The following is a 13,924-nucleotide window of genomic DNA, read 5'->3' as shown; positions in this document are numbered from 1 at the left end:
GCGCTGCGAGGTCAGCCGCCCGGGAGCAGGACGGACGGGTCGCCGGAGAACCACGCGCTGTCGATGACGAGGCGGCTGATACGCCACGCCTCGCCGTCGCGGACCAGATCGGCGTCGTAGCGGTTCATCATCAGGGCGTGCCTGGTCCGTTCGGGCTTGGGGCCCTCACCCGCCGGGAAGTGCTGGGCCATCGCGTAACAGCTCAGTTTCGCGGTGTCGCCGTCCACGGTCGTACGGATGTTGCTGATCACATGGCTCGTGTCCAGCGGGCCCACCGTGGGGATCAGCGCCTCCACCACGGTCCTGCGGGGCGTCAGGACGGGGAACTCCAGGCCGATTTTGGTCGTGGCCGGTGTCAGGTCGACCGTGGCATCCTCGGTCAGCGACGAGACGAACAGGTCGGCATCGCCGTGATCCAGGCCGGCGGCGTAGCGGTGCACCGCGTCCGCGATGGCGGCGCGGTCGACGATGAGCTGGAGTGTGTCGTCGTTCATGGGGTCCTCCGCGGGCGGGATGTTGTGGTTGAGCCGGAACAGGTTGTGGGGGTCGAAGCGTCGCTTGACCTCGCGCAGGCGGTGGTAGGCGGCCTCGTCGTAGGAGGCGCGGACCTCCCTCGCCCCGGTGTTCTGGGCGGCGATGAAGTTGAGGTAGCGCCCGCCGGTGGACCAGGGGCGTACGCGGGCCAGGAAGGCATCGGCGTACGCGATCTGCGGTCCGAGGTCGTCGGGCATGCCGATGGCCACGATCCACAGGGCGAACAGGGCGTCCCGGTTGCCGACGGCATTGTCCGCCGGCCGCGCGAGCGCGCCGCCGAGGTGGCGCAGTTCGACGAACTGCGCCGGGCAGTCCGCGGCCGGTCCGGCCGCCGCCAGGATCTCGTCGACGGCGCCGGGTGCCATCGACGACAACAGCGCGGTGTGCTCCGAGAACGGCGCGGGGTCGACCGGGTCGGAGTGGATCCGGGCGAAGTCCTCGTACGGCATCGGGCCGAGGGTGTCCAGGAGCACCGGGGCGGCCGCGCGCAGCGGCGCCACCAGTCGCTCCCCTTCCTGGTCCGGCCCCAGGTACGAGATCCGGACGTGCACGGTGAAGTGACCGGCGAGCAGCTCGGGAACGCCCGGCAGAGGCGGCAGTCGCAGGAACGCCATGGAGGAGCTGAGGGCGTCGGGGGCCGTGGCGGTGAGATCGGCGTACGCGCGCAGGACGGCCGCCGCGTCGTCACCGGCGAAGAACAGGCCGCCGGCCCACAGCCGGGCGACGGGAAACAGCGCGAACTCCATGGCTGTGACGATGCCGAAGTTGCTCTTGCCACCGCGCAGCGCCCAGAACAGGTCGGCCTCCGTGGCGGCGTCCACGTGCCGCAGTACGCCGTCGGCCGTCACGACGTCGAGGGATGTGACGTGGTCGCTCGCCCAGCCGTGCGCCCGGCCCATGGTCGGGCTCAGTCCGCCGCCGAGCGTGTAGCCGACGACGCCCACCAAGGGGGAGGAGCCGTTGAGCGGGGCGAGCCCGTGCGGGGCGGCGGCGTCGACCACCTGCTGCCAGATGGCGCCCGCCGCCACACGCGCCGTACGGGCCTCGGGGTCGACACCGACCCCCGCCATCCGGCGGGTGGTGACGAGTACGGACCCGTCGGCCGGCACGATCGCCTGGTGACCCGTGGCCATGACGGCGACGGGCAGACCGTGCGCCGCCGCGAACCGCACCGCGGCCTGGACATCGCCGCTGCTCTCCGCGCCCACCACTACGGCGGGACGGTGCGTCACAGCGAGATTGAACGGCGCGCACTCGGCGGCGAACCCGTCGTCCTCCGGCCCCAGGACAGGGCCGGTGACCTGGGCGGCCAGTGAGGCACGCATCGGTGAACTCAGCATGGGGCCATACGACAGGAGCCCTATCGGCATGGCGCGGATGAACCGCCGACGAGTGTCAGGACGGCCGGAGAATTTTCCGGCGATCCGCCCGCCGACCACCGGGTCTGCCGCGTTCGAGCCGCGTGACGACATGGCCGGCGGCGGGTTGTCGGGCGGCGGAGCCGGAACGGTGGTCATGGTGATCCTGCCGGGGTGGGCATTCCCTTCACGCGTGGAGGAGCTGACGCGGGCGTGGCGCGGGCGGTGGAAGCGGTCCCGGTACGCGTCGCGGCGCGGGCCGCAGTGCGTCCCGCCTCAGGTCATGACGGACGGGTAGTCGGTATAGCCGTCGGCGCCGCCCTGGTAGAACGTGTCGCGATCGCTCTCGGCGAGGGGGAGCCGGCGTTCGAACCGGCGGGGAAGGTCGGGGTTGCTGATGAACAACGCCGCGAAGGACACCAGGTCGGCGAGCCCCTCACGAACGATGGTGTTGCCGGATTCCTGGTCGAGACCGGCGTTCGCGATGAGCGGTCCGCGATACAACGGCCGGAAGAGTTTCAGGGAGTCGAGCCGCTGCGCCTCGGTCACCCGCACATTGGGCCGCCGCGTCATCATCAGGTGCAGATAGGCCGGCGAATGGTCGTCGAGACGACCGGCCACGTACTCGTGAACGGCCAAGACCTCGGGCGAAACCTCGTCCGACTCGCCCAGCGCCTGGTGCGGGGCGAACTTGACGCCCACCCGATGCGGCCCCCAGACACCGACCACCGCGTCAAGCACCTCGAACAGAAACCGTGCCCGGCCCTCCGCCGAGCCGCCGTAGGCATCGGTACGCAGGTTGAGTGCCGGATTCAGGAACTGGGCGATCAGATACCCCCGTTGCGCGTGCAGCTCCACACCGTCGAACCCCGCGAGTCGCGCGTTGACGGCGGCCGACCGGTACTGCTCCACAACGTCCGCGATCTGCCGCGTACTCAGCGCGCGGGGCGTGATCGTGTCGGTGAGCCCGTTCGGTGTGAAGACCTTCCCGCCCGGGTTCACCGCCGAGGGAGCGACCGGCAGTCGTCCATGCTGGAAGTCCGGATGCGAGGCGGCCCCGGTGTGCGCGAGCTGGGCGAAGATGGCTCCGCCCTCGGCGTGCACGGCCGACGTCACCGCCGACCAGGCCCGGATCTGCTCCTGGCTGTACAGGCCCGGGACATTCACCGCGCCGATCGCCTGGGGGCTGATCCAGGTCCCTTCCGACACGATGAGTCCGGCGCCGGCGCGCTGCCGGTAGTACTCCGTGTGCAACTCCGTCGGGGCCAGCGCCGCATTCCGCGCACGGGCCCGTGTCATCGGGGCCATGACCACGCGGTTGCGCAGCCTCAGGCCGGCGCCGAGATCGTAGGGATCGAGGAGCGGCTGCTCCTCGATCCGCTGCGGGAGAGACATGCCCGCCTCCTTGGTCGTGACTGGTGGTTCAAGCTGCTCCCACCACTGTCACGCCAGGAATCCATCACGTCCAACGATACCTAGTGCTGAATGTCAGCACGGCAGGTGATAATGAGAGGCGTGGAACTACGCCATCTCGAATACTTTCTCGCGGTCGCCGACACCGCCAGCTTCACCCGAGCGGCGAAGAGGCTGAACGTCGTCCAGTCAGGGGTGTCCGCCACCATCAAGGCACTGGAAAGGGAGTTGGGCTCGGCCCTGTTCGACCGAAGTCCCCAAGAGATCGCCTTGACCGTGGCCGGACGGGCGTTCCTGCCCCGGGCGCGGGAAACGCTGGACGCCGCGCGCGCCGCCAAGGACGCCGTCCAGCGAACCCAGGGCGCCCTGCACGGCACGGTCACGGTCGGCACACTCACCTCGATCGACCTCGTCGACCTTCCAGGGCTCCTGACCGCGCTGCACGCCAGACATCCCGCGGTCACGGTCCGGCTCAGGGTCGCGGTGGCGGGATCGGCGGGCCTGCTGGAGCACCTGCGCGACGGCCGGCTCGACGTGGCCTTCCTGTCCCTGCCGGGCCCCTCACCCACCGACCTGAACACCCGCCCGCTCGCCGTCGCCCCCCTGCTCCTGTACGTGCCCAGCACCCATCCACTGGCGGGAGCGGGCCAGGTTTCGCTGACACAACTGGCCGAGTTCCCGTTCGTCGACTCCCCGCCGGGCTTCGGCAACCGCATCGTCGTGGACCGGGCCTTCGCCTCCGCGGGAGTGGAGAGGGAGGTGACTCTCGAAGTCGCCGACATCGGAACCGCCGTCAATTTCATCCGGGCAGGGCTGGGGATCGGCTTTCTCAGCGGCTTCCTTGTCCACGACCACGCGGGCCTGGACGTCCTGAGAGTCGCCGACCACGAACTGACCTGGCAGCTCAACGTCGCCACCGCCGCGACCCGCCGCCCCGCCGCGCCCACCGAGGCGTTCCTGGAACTGCTCCGCGAACGGCATCCGGCTTTGCGGCGGTTGGCGGAGAATCTGTGAGGAACGGTGGCGGCGCGCCCGAACTCGGGTCTCCCGGCGGGTCGCCCTCCGCTGTCGTTCAGCGCAGGCCGGCCCGCCGGGCCTCGCGTGTGGCGGCGCGGAAGTCGCCGGTGACGGGCCGGCCGTGGCCGGGCAACAGCAGGGCCACGTCGGTCAGCTCGTCCACCTGGTCGTGGGTGACCAGGGCGTCGCAGGTGAGAAACAGTCCGCCTCCATCGAACGCATGATGTGCGCCTGATGTACGGCGAACGCACGCGATCCGTACGCTTCATGGGATAGTGTCCCGGCCAGGAGGTGCTCCATGTCCGAGCTGTTCGACGCGGTCGACGCACTGCTCGCGTCCCGCGCCACGCTGCCGCCCCCGGCGGAGCGCAAGCGGCTGCGCGTCGCGCACGGCCTGACGATCGACGAGGTCGCCACCGCGCTCAAGGTGCGCCGGGCCACGGTGTCGGGCTGGGAGTCGGGGAAGACCGAGCCCCGCCCCCCGGAACGGGACGCCTACGCCCGGCTGCTGGAAAAGCTCGGGGAGCTCTATCCCGCCCCCGCCGACGCGGCCGCGGCCCCGCCCACCCAGGACAACGCGGAACCGTCAGCTCCGCCCACAGAGCCCACGCCTGAGCCCGTGCCTGAGCCCGCGCCCGAGGCCGTAACCACGACCACGACCCCGACCGCAGCCGAGAACACCCGCCCCGCCCCGGCCCCCGTCACCGCACCACCTGCGGCAAGCACCACCGGACCGCACTCGACATCGCGACGGCCGGTCACCAAGAAGGTGGCCCCGGCCAACACCCCGTCGGCCACGACCGACCCGCGTTTCGAGAACGGCCCGCTCGCGGTCATCGATGCCCAGGACGGGCACGTGCTGGCGTACTGCACCGGCGGTCTCGTCCTGGACGTGCCCGCCAAGTCCATTCCGGCCCTGGTCGAGTGGACCCTCACCGACGCCAAACTGGGCGCGCCGAAGCTGTCCGGTCCGGGCAAGCCGGCCGACCCGCTGCTCGTGCTCACCGAGGCCGCGCTTGAGCGCTACGGTCTGCCCGTCGTCCTCACGGACGAGGAGCGGCTCGCGGGCAGACTGCCGGAGGGCCACAAGGTCATCAAACAACTGGTCCGCGCGGACTGGAAGTTGACGAAACGCGGCCTCGGGCCGTGGGCGCGGATCTACCGCCCCGCCACCGGCTCGGAGCGGGCCTGCGTCCAACTGTGCGTCCCGTCCTGGCAGGCGCTCGACACCCGCCACTGGGGCGCGGCCGGCCAGCTTCCGCCGGCGGAACTCGCCCGGCTGCTCGGCACGTACGCGTCGAGGGTGATGACCCCACGCGGCTCCACCGCCGTCACCGGTCTGGAACTGATGACCGCACTGCACCCGCCGACCCGCGCCTCCGAGCCCGACGCGACGGGGAAACGGCACTCCGAACACAACCCCGGCAGCCTGGGGAAGGACCCGATCGACCCGGCTCCGTGCGAGGCCCCCGACGGCCACCCGCTGCTCGCGGACCTGCCGCGCTTCCACATCCGCGGCCCGGGGGAGAAGCTGTTCGAGGAGGCGTACGACTGGGCGCGCCCGTTCACCGACGCCGACTACCTGCGCCGCCACCTGGTGGGCCTGGACGTCAACATGGCCTTCGCCGCCGGCGCCAACGGGCTGGTCGTCGGCCTCGGGCCACCGACGCACGTCAAGGAGCCGGTGTTCGACCCGAAGCTCCCGGGGAGCTGGCTGGTCGACCTCTCCCATGTCGACCTGTCGCGCGTGAAGTCGGGCAAGGAGTGGGTGGAGCTGGACGGCAACCTGCTGCCGAGCCCGTTCACCCCCAAGGGCGAGCGCCCCGAGGGGCCGGCCTGGTACGCGACGCCCACCGTCGCCTACGCGGCGGAGCTCGGCTACGACGTCACGCCGATCGAGGCATACGTCCGCCACGAGAACGGCCGCTACCTGGACGCTTGGTACAACCGGCTGCGCGACGCCTACCTCGCCACCATGGCCGACCTCGGCGTCGGCACGGACCTGTCGCCGCAGGACTTCCTCACGGCGATGGACGGCTACCGCGGCCGTGACCCGGAGCTGGCGATCGTGGTGTCGGCGGTCAAGGCGACGGTGAAGGGCGGCCTGGGGAAGCTGCGCGAGCGCCCGCGCGGTGAGGGGTGGAAGCCGGGCCAGCCGTGGCGGGCGCTCTCCCGCCCGACGTGGAACCCGCACATCCGCGCGTCGGTCATCTCCCGCACCCGGATCAACCTGCACCGGAAGCTGATCAAGCACGCGGCGTTCACCGGGCAGTACCCCGTCGCGGTCCTGTCCGACTGCGTCGTCTACGCGGTCGACGGCGAGTCCCCGCTGGACTTCCTGCCCTACCGGGAGGGCAAGCCACTGCCGGGCGGCTTCAAGCTCGGAGTGAACCCCGGTCTGGTGAAGCACGAGGGCACGCAGACCGTGCTGTGGGGCGAAGGCGTACGGGAGCAGTTCGACGCTCCCGAGCTGAACCTGGCCCGGTACATCAAGGACGGCACCGTCACCGGCCAGGACAACGGGGAGTAGGTAGACGATGACCATCATCGGGGACGGCCTGGACGCGGCGGTGCAGAAGGCGTTCACCCGCCCGACGCCGAAATCGGCCGGGGCGCAGATGCGTTACCTGGTCCAGCAACTCAAGGGCACGAAAGCGGTCGCCCAGATGCTGCGGGTGTCCCAGCGCACCGTCGAGCGATACGTGAAGAACCAGATCAAGAAGCCCCGCCCGGACCTCGCCGCCCGCCTGGAGACCGAGGTCAGGAAGCGGTGGCAGCCGCAGATCCGGGCCAGGGCCAAGGAGAAGGCGGCGAGCACCGGCGGAATCGTCATCGACACCCGCGCCCGCCTCGGCTACACGGCCCCGATCGGCTCCACGGACCAGGACCGGATCCGACACCTGACCGTCGCCCTGCCGCCGCAGTACGCCGCCCGCCTCTTCGAGGCCCAGGAACAGGGCGCGTCCGACCAGCGGCTCCAGGAGATCGCGGCCGAAGCGCTCAAGGAGACCTACTTCCAGGACGGCGGCACCCGCGCCGGCTCCCTGGAGGAAGTCCGCTTCACCGACATCGAACACCTGGAGTTCGACCTCTAGCAGGCCGCGCCCCGGACGGCTGCCGGTCCGGGCGCGCCCCGCACGGTGGCCCCGCCGATCAGGCGGGACGACGGGAGGTGTCAGGATGGCTGCATGACAATCAAGGTCTACTTCGATATCACCATTGACGACGTGCCCGCCGGGCGCATCAACTTCGCCCTGTTCGAGGACGTCGTCCCCAAGACTGTGGAGAACTTCCGCGCTCTCGCCACCGGCGAGAAGGGTTTCGGTTACGCCGGATCCAGCTTCCACCGGGTCATCCCCGCGTTCATGCTGCAGGGCGGTGACTTCACCCGGGGTGACGGCACCGGCGGCAAGAGCATCTACGGCCAGAAGTTCGCCGACGAGAACTTCACCCTCAAGCACACCAAGCCGGGACTGCTGTCGATGGCCAACAGCGGCCCTGACAGCAACGGCTCGCAGTTCTTCATCACCACCGTGGTGACGCCGTGGCTCGACGGCAAGCACGTGGTCTTCGGCGAGGTCACCGACCAAGCCGGGCTCGACCTGGTCGCGAAGATCGAAGGGCTCGGCAGCCAGAGCGGACGCACCAAGTCCAAGATCACCATCGAGGCGTCCGGCCAGCTCTGACGCCCGACTACGCCCCTCACGGGAGGATGACACCCCGTGAGGGCCCCGGTCCCGGTTGACCGGCGCGGCGTGGTCGGGGTCGCGGCCGGACCGCGACGGACGTCGCTCACGGTTCGCTCACGAAGACGAACCGCTACCGCGGAGCGTGGCGTCGTAGAGCAGATCGCGGACGCACTGACCGCCGCCCGGAGTGCCGGTCCGGAAGAGACCCCGGACGCCGAAGTCGCCCGTACAGAAGGCGCGGGAACCTCGATGGGCGGGTGGTTTCGGGGCGAAGTCCGTTGCGTGCTCGGGGCGTTGGCCTACTCTGCGGTGACATGGACATCAAGCTGACTGACGATGAGCACCTGCGGGCCCTGGCCGCGCTGGAGGCCGTCGTCGGCAACGACGACGACGGCCTGGCGGTTCTGGCGGGCGGTGCGGACGAGCGCCCGCTGCCGGCCCTGCTGGCCGCGTACGGGCAGCACACGCTCCACCGCATCCTGATCTCCGCATTCGGCATCGACGCCACCACGGACTACGACGAAACCGGCCGTCTCCTCTCCGCGATCAGCTCCGATCCGATGGCCCGTATCGTCTTCCTCCTGACCGACGCCCTGCACAATCAGGCCGAACTCGCCGGCGACGACCCCGCCACCGCCGAGCGGATCGCCCGGTCCACCCTCCTGGCGATCGACGCGTTCACCGACGCCGACAACAACGACGCGCTGACCCTGCTGCGCGCTCTGCGCAACGAGGTCCTGGGAGTCGAATGAACGGGGAACTGTGCGCGGACCCGCTGAATGCCACGGCGCACAGTCAAGGACACCGACTGACACCAGCGTCAGTGTCGCCATCCACTTGACGATCGACTCTCGCTCCTCGCTCCTCATTCGGTTGCTGTCGGCAACGAGGGGCGAGGGGTGAGCTGCAGGCAAGAGGTGGTGGGCTGTTCGAGTGGCGCTGCGGGGGCGTCGGGCGCGGCGCGGACCTGCCGGTACGGAAGCGGATTCGATTCTCTCGTTCGCCCCATCCCAGTTTGGAACGAGGCCCTCACGTGCGTAGTCCATTCATTTCGGCGGCGGTTGCCACGGCCGCGGTGATCGCTCTTGCCCCTCTCGGCCCGGCCGCTGCCGCCGCCCCGTCCGGCATCGGTGACATCGTCTGCAACGGCGGCTCCCTCAACGTGCAGTACGACCCCGGCATCACGTTCAGCAAGAACACCGTGCGGCTCGCCGCCATCGGCGAGATGGGCATCTGCCGATCCGAAAGCCACCCGGAGATCACCGGCGGCACGGTCCGGGTCGAATCCGCTCTCACGGGTGCCTGCCCCGGACCGGTGGGACCCGGCTACGCCAAGGTGACGATCAACTGGAACGACGGAAGTCGCTCCGTCATCGACCAGTCGACTTTCCGCGGCGACGCGCAGTCCTTCTCCCTGGAGGGCGGCTCGATCGCCACCGGCAGCTTCGCTGGCGGCACCGCACGTGCCAACGGCCGCACCACCAGCAACCTGATCGAGCTCGGCGCCGGATGTGTCCTCGGCGGCGTCACCAGCTACGCCGCGACGATCGACCAGTTCGCCGTCGGCGACATCTAGGCCGACAGCCGCCACGCTCCGCGGCGGCCGCTGACCGACCTGGAGCCTGCCGCGCGGGCCCGGCCCTTCCCGGCCCGGGCCCGCGCGTACTTGTGCCGGTCTACAACCGGCATGGTGCCCTTCATGCCCATTGCATGCCGATGTTGGTGAGTTGCTCCACGCGTTCTGGTGTGAGTGTGGCAGCTCTGCTGCGTTGGTTGCCGACCCACGCGCCCAGGCGGAACTGCAACTCCCGGCCGTCGCTGGAGAGCACGGTCTCGATGTGTTTGCGTGGGACCTTCAGGTGTCCTTCGCGTTGGAAGTACTGCCTGGCGGCGGTCAGGTTGGCGGCCCATTTGTCTGCCTGCGTACGGCGCGGCTCCGGTTTCTCCTCCTCGGTGGCGGGTGTGATGCCGAGGACCTGTTCGCACATCCACTGCTGTACGCCGGTGAGCTGGTCCCACCCGTGCCGCACCGACGTCACCCACCGCCCGAGGTCCTCGCCCTGGCGCACGACTTCGCCGGGCGCGCTGGGCAGCGTCCCGCCCTCCTCCAGATGGAGCCGGACGAGGTGGAAGGCGCGCTGCCATGTCACCGGCCAGGGTGGGCACCAGGAGGGGTCGATGTCCTCAAGCTGTTCGCGCCGGTGTTCCGGCATGGCCCATGCCGATGACTGGACCGGCAGTCCTTCGGCGCGCCGCTGCTCGTTCTCGGCAGTCTTCCGGGCGGCGGCTCTGGCGTTCTTGAGCCAGATGCCCACCTTCGCACCCTGGTAGGTGGCGTCCAAAGGGGCCAGGAGGTGACCGTGTTCGGCGGCCCATCCACGGGCGACATCCAGGCCTTCCTCCCACGCGACATCGAGATGGCTCCAGACCATCCCGAGCTTCTCCAACTGCTCGACGCGGCCCTCGTCCATGTCACCGCGGGCGTAGAAGCGCCGGGCATCGGCGATCCACTGCCCCAGCGGAAAGTCGGCCAGGGAGGCCGGCCACCCTCGGGCTTCCACCTCCTGGTCGTCGCCGCGGGGCACGCGGTACGTGAACGGCACCTTCAGATCACCGTGTTCGCGGACGTAGACGACGGCGGCCTCGATCCCGCGCCTCCAGTGCTGATGCTCGGGGTTGACGATCCGCAGGCTGATGAACGCGGCCAGGGCGGCCGGGTCGCGCGGTGTGCTGAACTTCAGCAACTGCCGGGCAGGCTTGGACGGTTCATCGGCTCCGTTGCCCTCGCTCCGGCTTCCCTGCCCTTGCGCGGCCTCCTGGACGGGCGTGTAGGCGCTCGGGGCCTGCCGCTCCGCCAGTGCTTCTACGACCCGGGTGTCGTGTGCCCTGAGAGCTTCCAGCAGCTTCGCCAGTCCGCCGTACGCGCGGGAGGTGAGCATGTTGTCGGCCGTTTCGCCGGGTCCGAGCAGGACCGGGACGACGAGGGAGGCGGTCTTGCCCTCACCGGGCCGCATGCGCAGCGCCCGGCCGACGGCCTGGACGAGGTCGGGCATGGATCCGCGTACGTCCGCCCAGTAGACGGAGTCGCAGTTACGGGTGTCGATGCCCTCGCCCAGCACCTTCACCGAGCACAGGACGCACTTCTCGACGACCGTGCCGTCCGTGGCGACTCCGTCGGTGAACTCCCCGATGACACGCCGCCGGTGCAGGGGCTTGTGTTCACCGCACAGCCAGTCCGCCCAGATCCTCTCCGGATACAGCTCCGGGGCACTGGCGTGCAGTTGGACGGCGATCCCCGGCAGGCCGGCCGCGAACGCCTCGGCCTCCTTGACGACATGGTGGAAAACGAGCGTGCGCCGGAAGTTCTCCTCCGAGGACGCCTTGAGCAACGCGGTCTGAAGCGCGGCGAGCCGGGCTCCACGCACCTGGTCCGAGCGTCCCTCGGCTCCCAGGAGCTGCGCGGCCTGGAGCTGGGTGTCGGTGATGTCCACACACACCACCTGGTACGGCGCACAGATACCCCGGTCGATCGCCTCCGACAGCGTCAACGTGAACGCCCGGCTGCCGAAGGAGGAGTCCGGGTCGTCCTCCATGGACGCAACCAGCTCACCGGGAGCCCCACCCTGCTGCTCCTGGTCCTCGTCCACCTGCCACAGCCGGGGTGTGGCGGTCATGTACAGCCGGCGCAGGGACGGGATCTTCCGGTTGTCGTGGATCACCGCCCACGGCTTCCCGATCCGGCCGGACGTCCGGTGCGCCTCGTCCACGACGATCAGGTCCCAGCCCGCGAGACCGGCGGCGTGTGCCCGCTCCAGCGTGCCGAGCCCGAGCGAGGCGTACGTGGCGTACACGGTGACCTTCTCCAGTCCCCGCGTCCACTCCACCAGCTCGTCCACGTCTGTGGTGTTGGGGAAGGACACATCCTCGCCCCGCAGCGAGGACACCCCGATCACCGGCCCCCGACGGCCCGCCTCGCGCCACGCGGACTCGGTCTGCGTAAGGAGGTCCAAGCTGGGGACGAGGACCAGCACACGGCCCGCACGGAGCTCTTCTGCGCTGCGGGCCGCGACCCTGGTCTTCCCGGACCCGGTCGCCATGATCACCTGTGTCCGAAGCCCTCGTTCGGGAACAAGTGATCTTGCGGGGATTTCGAGGGCGCGGAGTACCGCATCAATGGCCTCTCGCTGAGCGGCCTCCCGCTGATCGGCGCGGCTAGTGGTCGACATATCCGTCTGCCTTCCCCAGGGCTTCGTCTGGTCGTTCAAGTGGTGAGATACGAGAAACCTGCATGTTCGCCCGCAGGACACCAGTAGACCCTTCGATCGCCACGACATTCCTCGACAGAGTCCTGGAGTGGTGGACTCTGAATCCAGAGTCTATCTCGATTCCAAAAAGAAGCACGTGCACCAATGGTGCGTCACGTTTGCTGAGACCCCGTCAGGGCACTCGGGGTGCATGACTCGCAATGCGGTAGTGCAGGCCGCGTCCGACGGCGGCGGCAATCCAGCTCTCATCCCGGTCCTGTGCCTCTTCCTGATCATGGGACTGATCCAAGTGCTACGCCCACAGTTGCTCTGGAAGCTGAACAGAAACCTGCAGCGGGGTTGGGTGAAGAACCCGGATGCGACCGAACCCACCAGCAAGGGTTACGCATTGCAGCGAGTAACAGGAGTGCTCTTCCTGGGATTCGCGACATGGATGCTGGTACAGCAGATTTGACGGGCAGATGATTCTCCGGCCATTCACCCGCCCCCGGCTGCCGCTTGATCCGCCCTGTGTCGCCGGCCTGCTTTGAGTGGCTGGAGCGAGGGCCCTGATCCGCGAGATCGGCCGAAGGGCGCTTCATGTACTGCTTCCGGGTGGAGGGGCAGTCGACAGTGGCGCTGCCGTTCGAAGATGAGAAGGAGTAGCGATGGAAGCGGCTAAGTGGTCGGCGGATCGCGAACGCCTGGTGCAGTGGGTTCCCGAGGGTGAGCGGATGACGGCCGGCTGTGCGGTGACATACGGGCGCACGCTTTGGGGCCTGGCGCCGCGACGGGCTTCACTCCTGCTGACCGACCGCCGGGTACGAGTGCTGCGTCACCGAGGTAACGACCTCCGGTACGGAATACGCGACATCTGGTTCGAGATGATGCGTGGCGAGGCCGAAGCGGTGTGCGTGAATCCGCAGGTGCGGGTGGAGTTCGACAAGGGACAGGAAATCGAACTACGCAGACATGACGCCGGAGCGGAGCGCCTGCTGATCAGTCAGTGGGACGCGGTGCATGCCGAAGCCCTGTACGAGGCGTTCCCTTCCCGGGAGCCGGACCCGCAGTAATGGCGGACTGAAGTCTCCGCGCCAAGGACTGTCCCGTAACGGCTGGCCACAGGTGAGATGATCTTGATGTGGCTGGTGTGATCAGGGCATCGGAGCCGTCTTTGATAGGCCCGTTCACCGGCTTGAGCCCGCGCTGTTTTTGTACGTTGGTCACAGCGCTGCGCCGCGAAGGGGCTGATGCAGTGCGCCGAGGTCGGCCGTGGAGCCTGTCGCTGGAAGACCGGGTGTTGCTGGTCACGACATACTGGCGAACAAACTTGACGAATGTGCCAACTGGCCCCGTTGTTCGGGATTTCGAAGTCCGCGGCTGACCGGGTCATCGATCAGGTTGGCCCCCTGCTCGCGCTGCGGCCCCGACTTCGCTTCGCCAAGGACACCGTGCTCATCGTGGACGGCACCCTGGTCCCCACCCGCGACCACACGGTGGCCGAACAGCCCAAGAACTACCGGTACTCCACCAACCTCCAGGTCGTCATCGATGTCGACACCCGCCTCGTCGTTCTAGGGCCTGTCTGACAATTCCCGTCGGATCAGCGAGCGTCCGCCGAGCCGGTAGTCCGGAGGTACTCCGACCGACCGGCGGGTATTGCCAGGCA

Annotated in this window: 11 protein-coding genes and 1 pseudogene; 9 read left to right on the top strand and 3 right to left on the bottom strand. The window is 69.2% G+C overall.

Annotated features, from left to right (window positions below):
• Positions 1–11: 11 nt before the first annotated feature.
• Both ACFUN8_RS15115 and ACFUN8_RS15110 read right to left on the bottom strand, forming a co-directional pair.
• Entirely contained in the window at positions 12–2,051 is a 2,040-nt protein-coding gene (locus tag ACFUN8_RS15115; protein ID WP_383636393.1) for an FAD-binding protein, read from the bottom strand.
• Between the two features lie 117 nt (positions 2,052–2,168).
• Positions 2,169–3,287: an alkene reductase gene (locus ACFUN8_RS15110; RefSeq protein ID WP_383636390.1), complete on the bottom strand. Its 1,119-nt coding sequence runs from the start codon at positions 3,285–3,287 to the stop codon at positions 2,169–2,171.
• 120 nt (positions 3,288–3,407) lie between these two features.
• On the opposite strand from ACFUN8_RS15110, the gene ACFUN8_RS15105 reads away from it, so the two are divergent.
• The 6 genes from ACFUN8_RS15105 to ACFUN8_RS15080 all read left to right on the top strand — a co-directional run bounded on the left by ACFUN8_RS15105 (position 3,408) and on the right by ACFUN8_RS15080 (position 9,587).
• Positions 3,408–4,319 (top strand): LysR family transcriptional regulator, encoded by a 912-nt coding sequence (locus tag ACFUN8_RS15105; protein WP_383636387.1) that lies wholly within the window; start codon positions 3,408–3,410, stop codon positions 4,317–4,319.
• A 301-nt stretch (positions 4,320–4,620) separates the two neighbouring features.
• Positions 4,621–6,852, top strand: coding sequence for a telomere-associated protein Tap (tap, locus tag ACFUN8_RS15100; protein WP_383636384.1), 2,232 nt, complete (start codon positions 4,621–4,623; stop codon positions 6,850–6,852).
• Between the two features lie 7 nt (positions 6,853–6,859).
• Positions 6,860–7,417: a telomere-protecting terminal protein Tpg gene (gene tpg, locus ACFUN8_RS15095; protein WP_383636381.1), complete on the top strand. Its 558-nt coding sequence runs from the start codon at positions 6,860–6,862 to the stop codon at positions 7,415–7,417.
• 93 nt (positions 7,418–7,510) lie between these two features.
• Positions 7,511–8,008 carry a peptidylprolyl isomerase gene (locus ACFUN8_RS15090; RefSeq protein WP_383636378.1) on the top strand — a complete coding sequence of 166 codons (498 nt, stop codon included), beginning with the start codon at positions 7,511–7,513 and terminating at the stop codon, positions 8,006–8,008.
• 317 nt (positions 8,009–8,325) lie between these two features.
• Positions 8,326–8,763, top strand: a complete 438-nt coding sequence (locus ACFUN8_RS15085) for a hypothetical protein (RefSeq protein ID WP_383636375.1) — start codon at positions 8,326–8,328, stop codon at positions 8,761–8,763.
• Between the two features lie 281 nt (positions 8,764–9,044).
• Complete coding sequence (locus ACFUN8_RS15080; protein ID WP_383636372.1) at positions 9,045–9,587, top strand: hypothetical protein; 543 nt, start codon at positions 9,045–9,047, stop codon at positions 9,585–9,587.
• A gap of 121 nt (positions 9,588–9,708) precedes the next feature.
• On the opposite strand, the gene ACFUN8_RS15075 is transcribed toward ACFUN8_RS15080, so the two are convergent.
• The gene (locus tag ACFUN8_RS15075) at positions 9,709–12,237 is read right to left on the bottom strand and encodes a Helicase associated domain protein (RefSeq protein ID WP_383636369.1); all 2,529 of its coding nucleotides are present in this window, start codon (positions 12,235–12,237) and stop codon (positions 9,709–9,711) included.
• A gap of 229 nt (positions 12,238–12,466) precedes the next feature.
• On the opposite strand from ACFUN8_RS15075, the gene ACFUN8_RS15070 reads away from it, so the two are divergent.
• From ACFUN8_RS15070 to ACFUN8_RS15060, 3 genes and pseudogenes are all read left to right on the top strand, one after another.
• Positions 12,467–12,730 (top strand): DUF6199 family natural product biosynthesis protein, encoded by a 264-nt coding sequence (locus ACFUN8_RS15070; protein WP_383636366.1) that lies wholly within the window; start codon positions 12,467–12,469, stop codon positions 12,728–12,730.
• Between the two features lie 193 nt (positions 12,731–12,923).
• Entirely contained in the window at positions 12,924–13,328 is a 405-nt protein-coding gene (locus tag ACFUN8_RS15065; protein ID WP_383636363.1) for a hypothetical protein, read from the top strand.
• A 68-nt stretch (positions 13,329–13,396) separates the two neighbouring features.
• Positions 13,397–13,832: pseudogene (locus ACFUN8_RS15060) on the top strand (transposase family protein); the annotation flags it as partial.
• Between the last annotated feature and the right edge of the window lie 92 nt (positions 13,833–13,924).

Source organism: Streptomyces sp. NPDC057307, from assembly GCF_042667665.1.
In the GTDB taxonomy this organism is placed as follows: Bacteria; Actinomycetota; Actinomycetes; order Streptomycetales; family Streptomycetaceae; genus Streptomyces.
The sequence above is the reverse complement of the archived record's forward strand: the minus strand, read 5'-3'. Positions and strand labels throughout refer to the sequence as shown.

Coding starts and splice junctions, on each gene's coding strand:
- ACFUN8_RS15115 (WP_383636393.1), bottom strand. CDS start 2,051: ATGACCACCGTTCCGGCTCCGCCGCCCGACAACCCGCCGCCGGCCATG.
- ACFUN8_RS15110 (WP_383636390.1), bottom strand. CDS start 3,287: ATGTCTCTCCCGCAGCGGATCGAGGAGCAGCCGCTCCTCGATCCCTAC.
- tap (WP_383636384.1), top strand. CDS start 4,621: ATGTCCGAGCTGTTCGACGCGGTCGACGCACTGCTCGCGTCCCGCGCC.
- tpg (WP_383636381.1), top strand. CDS start 6,860: ATGACCATCATCGGGGACGGCCTGGACGCGGCGGTGCAGAAGGCGTTC.
- ACFUN8_RS15090 (WP_383636378.1), top strand. CDS start 7,511: ATGACAATCAAGGTCTACTTCGATATCACCATTGACGACGTGCCCGCC.
- ACFUN8_RS15085 (WP_383636375.1), top strand. CDS start 8,326: ATGGACATCAAGCTGACTGACGATGAGCACCTGCGGGCCCTGGCCGCG.
- ACFUN8_RS15075 (WP_383636369.1), bottom strand. CDS start 12,237: ATGTCGACCACTAGCCGCGCCGATCAGCGGGAGGCCGCTCAGCGAGAG.
- ACFUN8_RS15070 (WP_383636366.1), top strand. CDS start 12,467: ATGACTCGCAATGCGGTAGTGCAGGCCGCGTCCGACGGCGGCGGCAAT.
- ACFUN8_RS15065 (WP_383636363.1), top strand. CDS start 12,924: ATGGAAGCGGCTAAGTGGTCGGCGGATCGCGAACGCCTGGTGCAGTGG.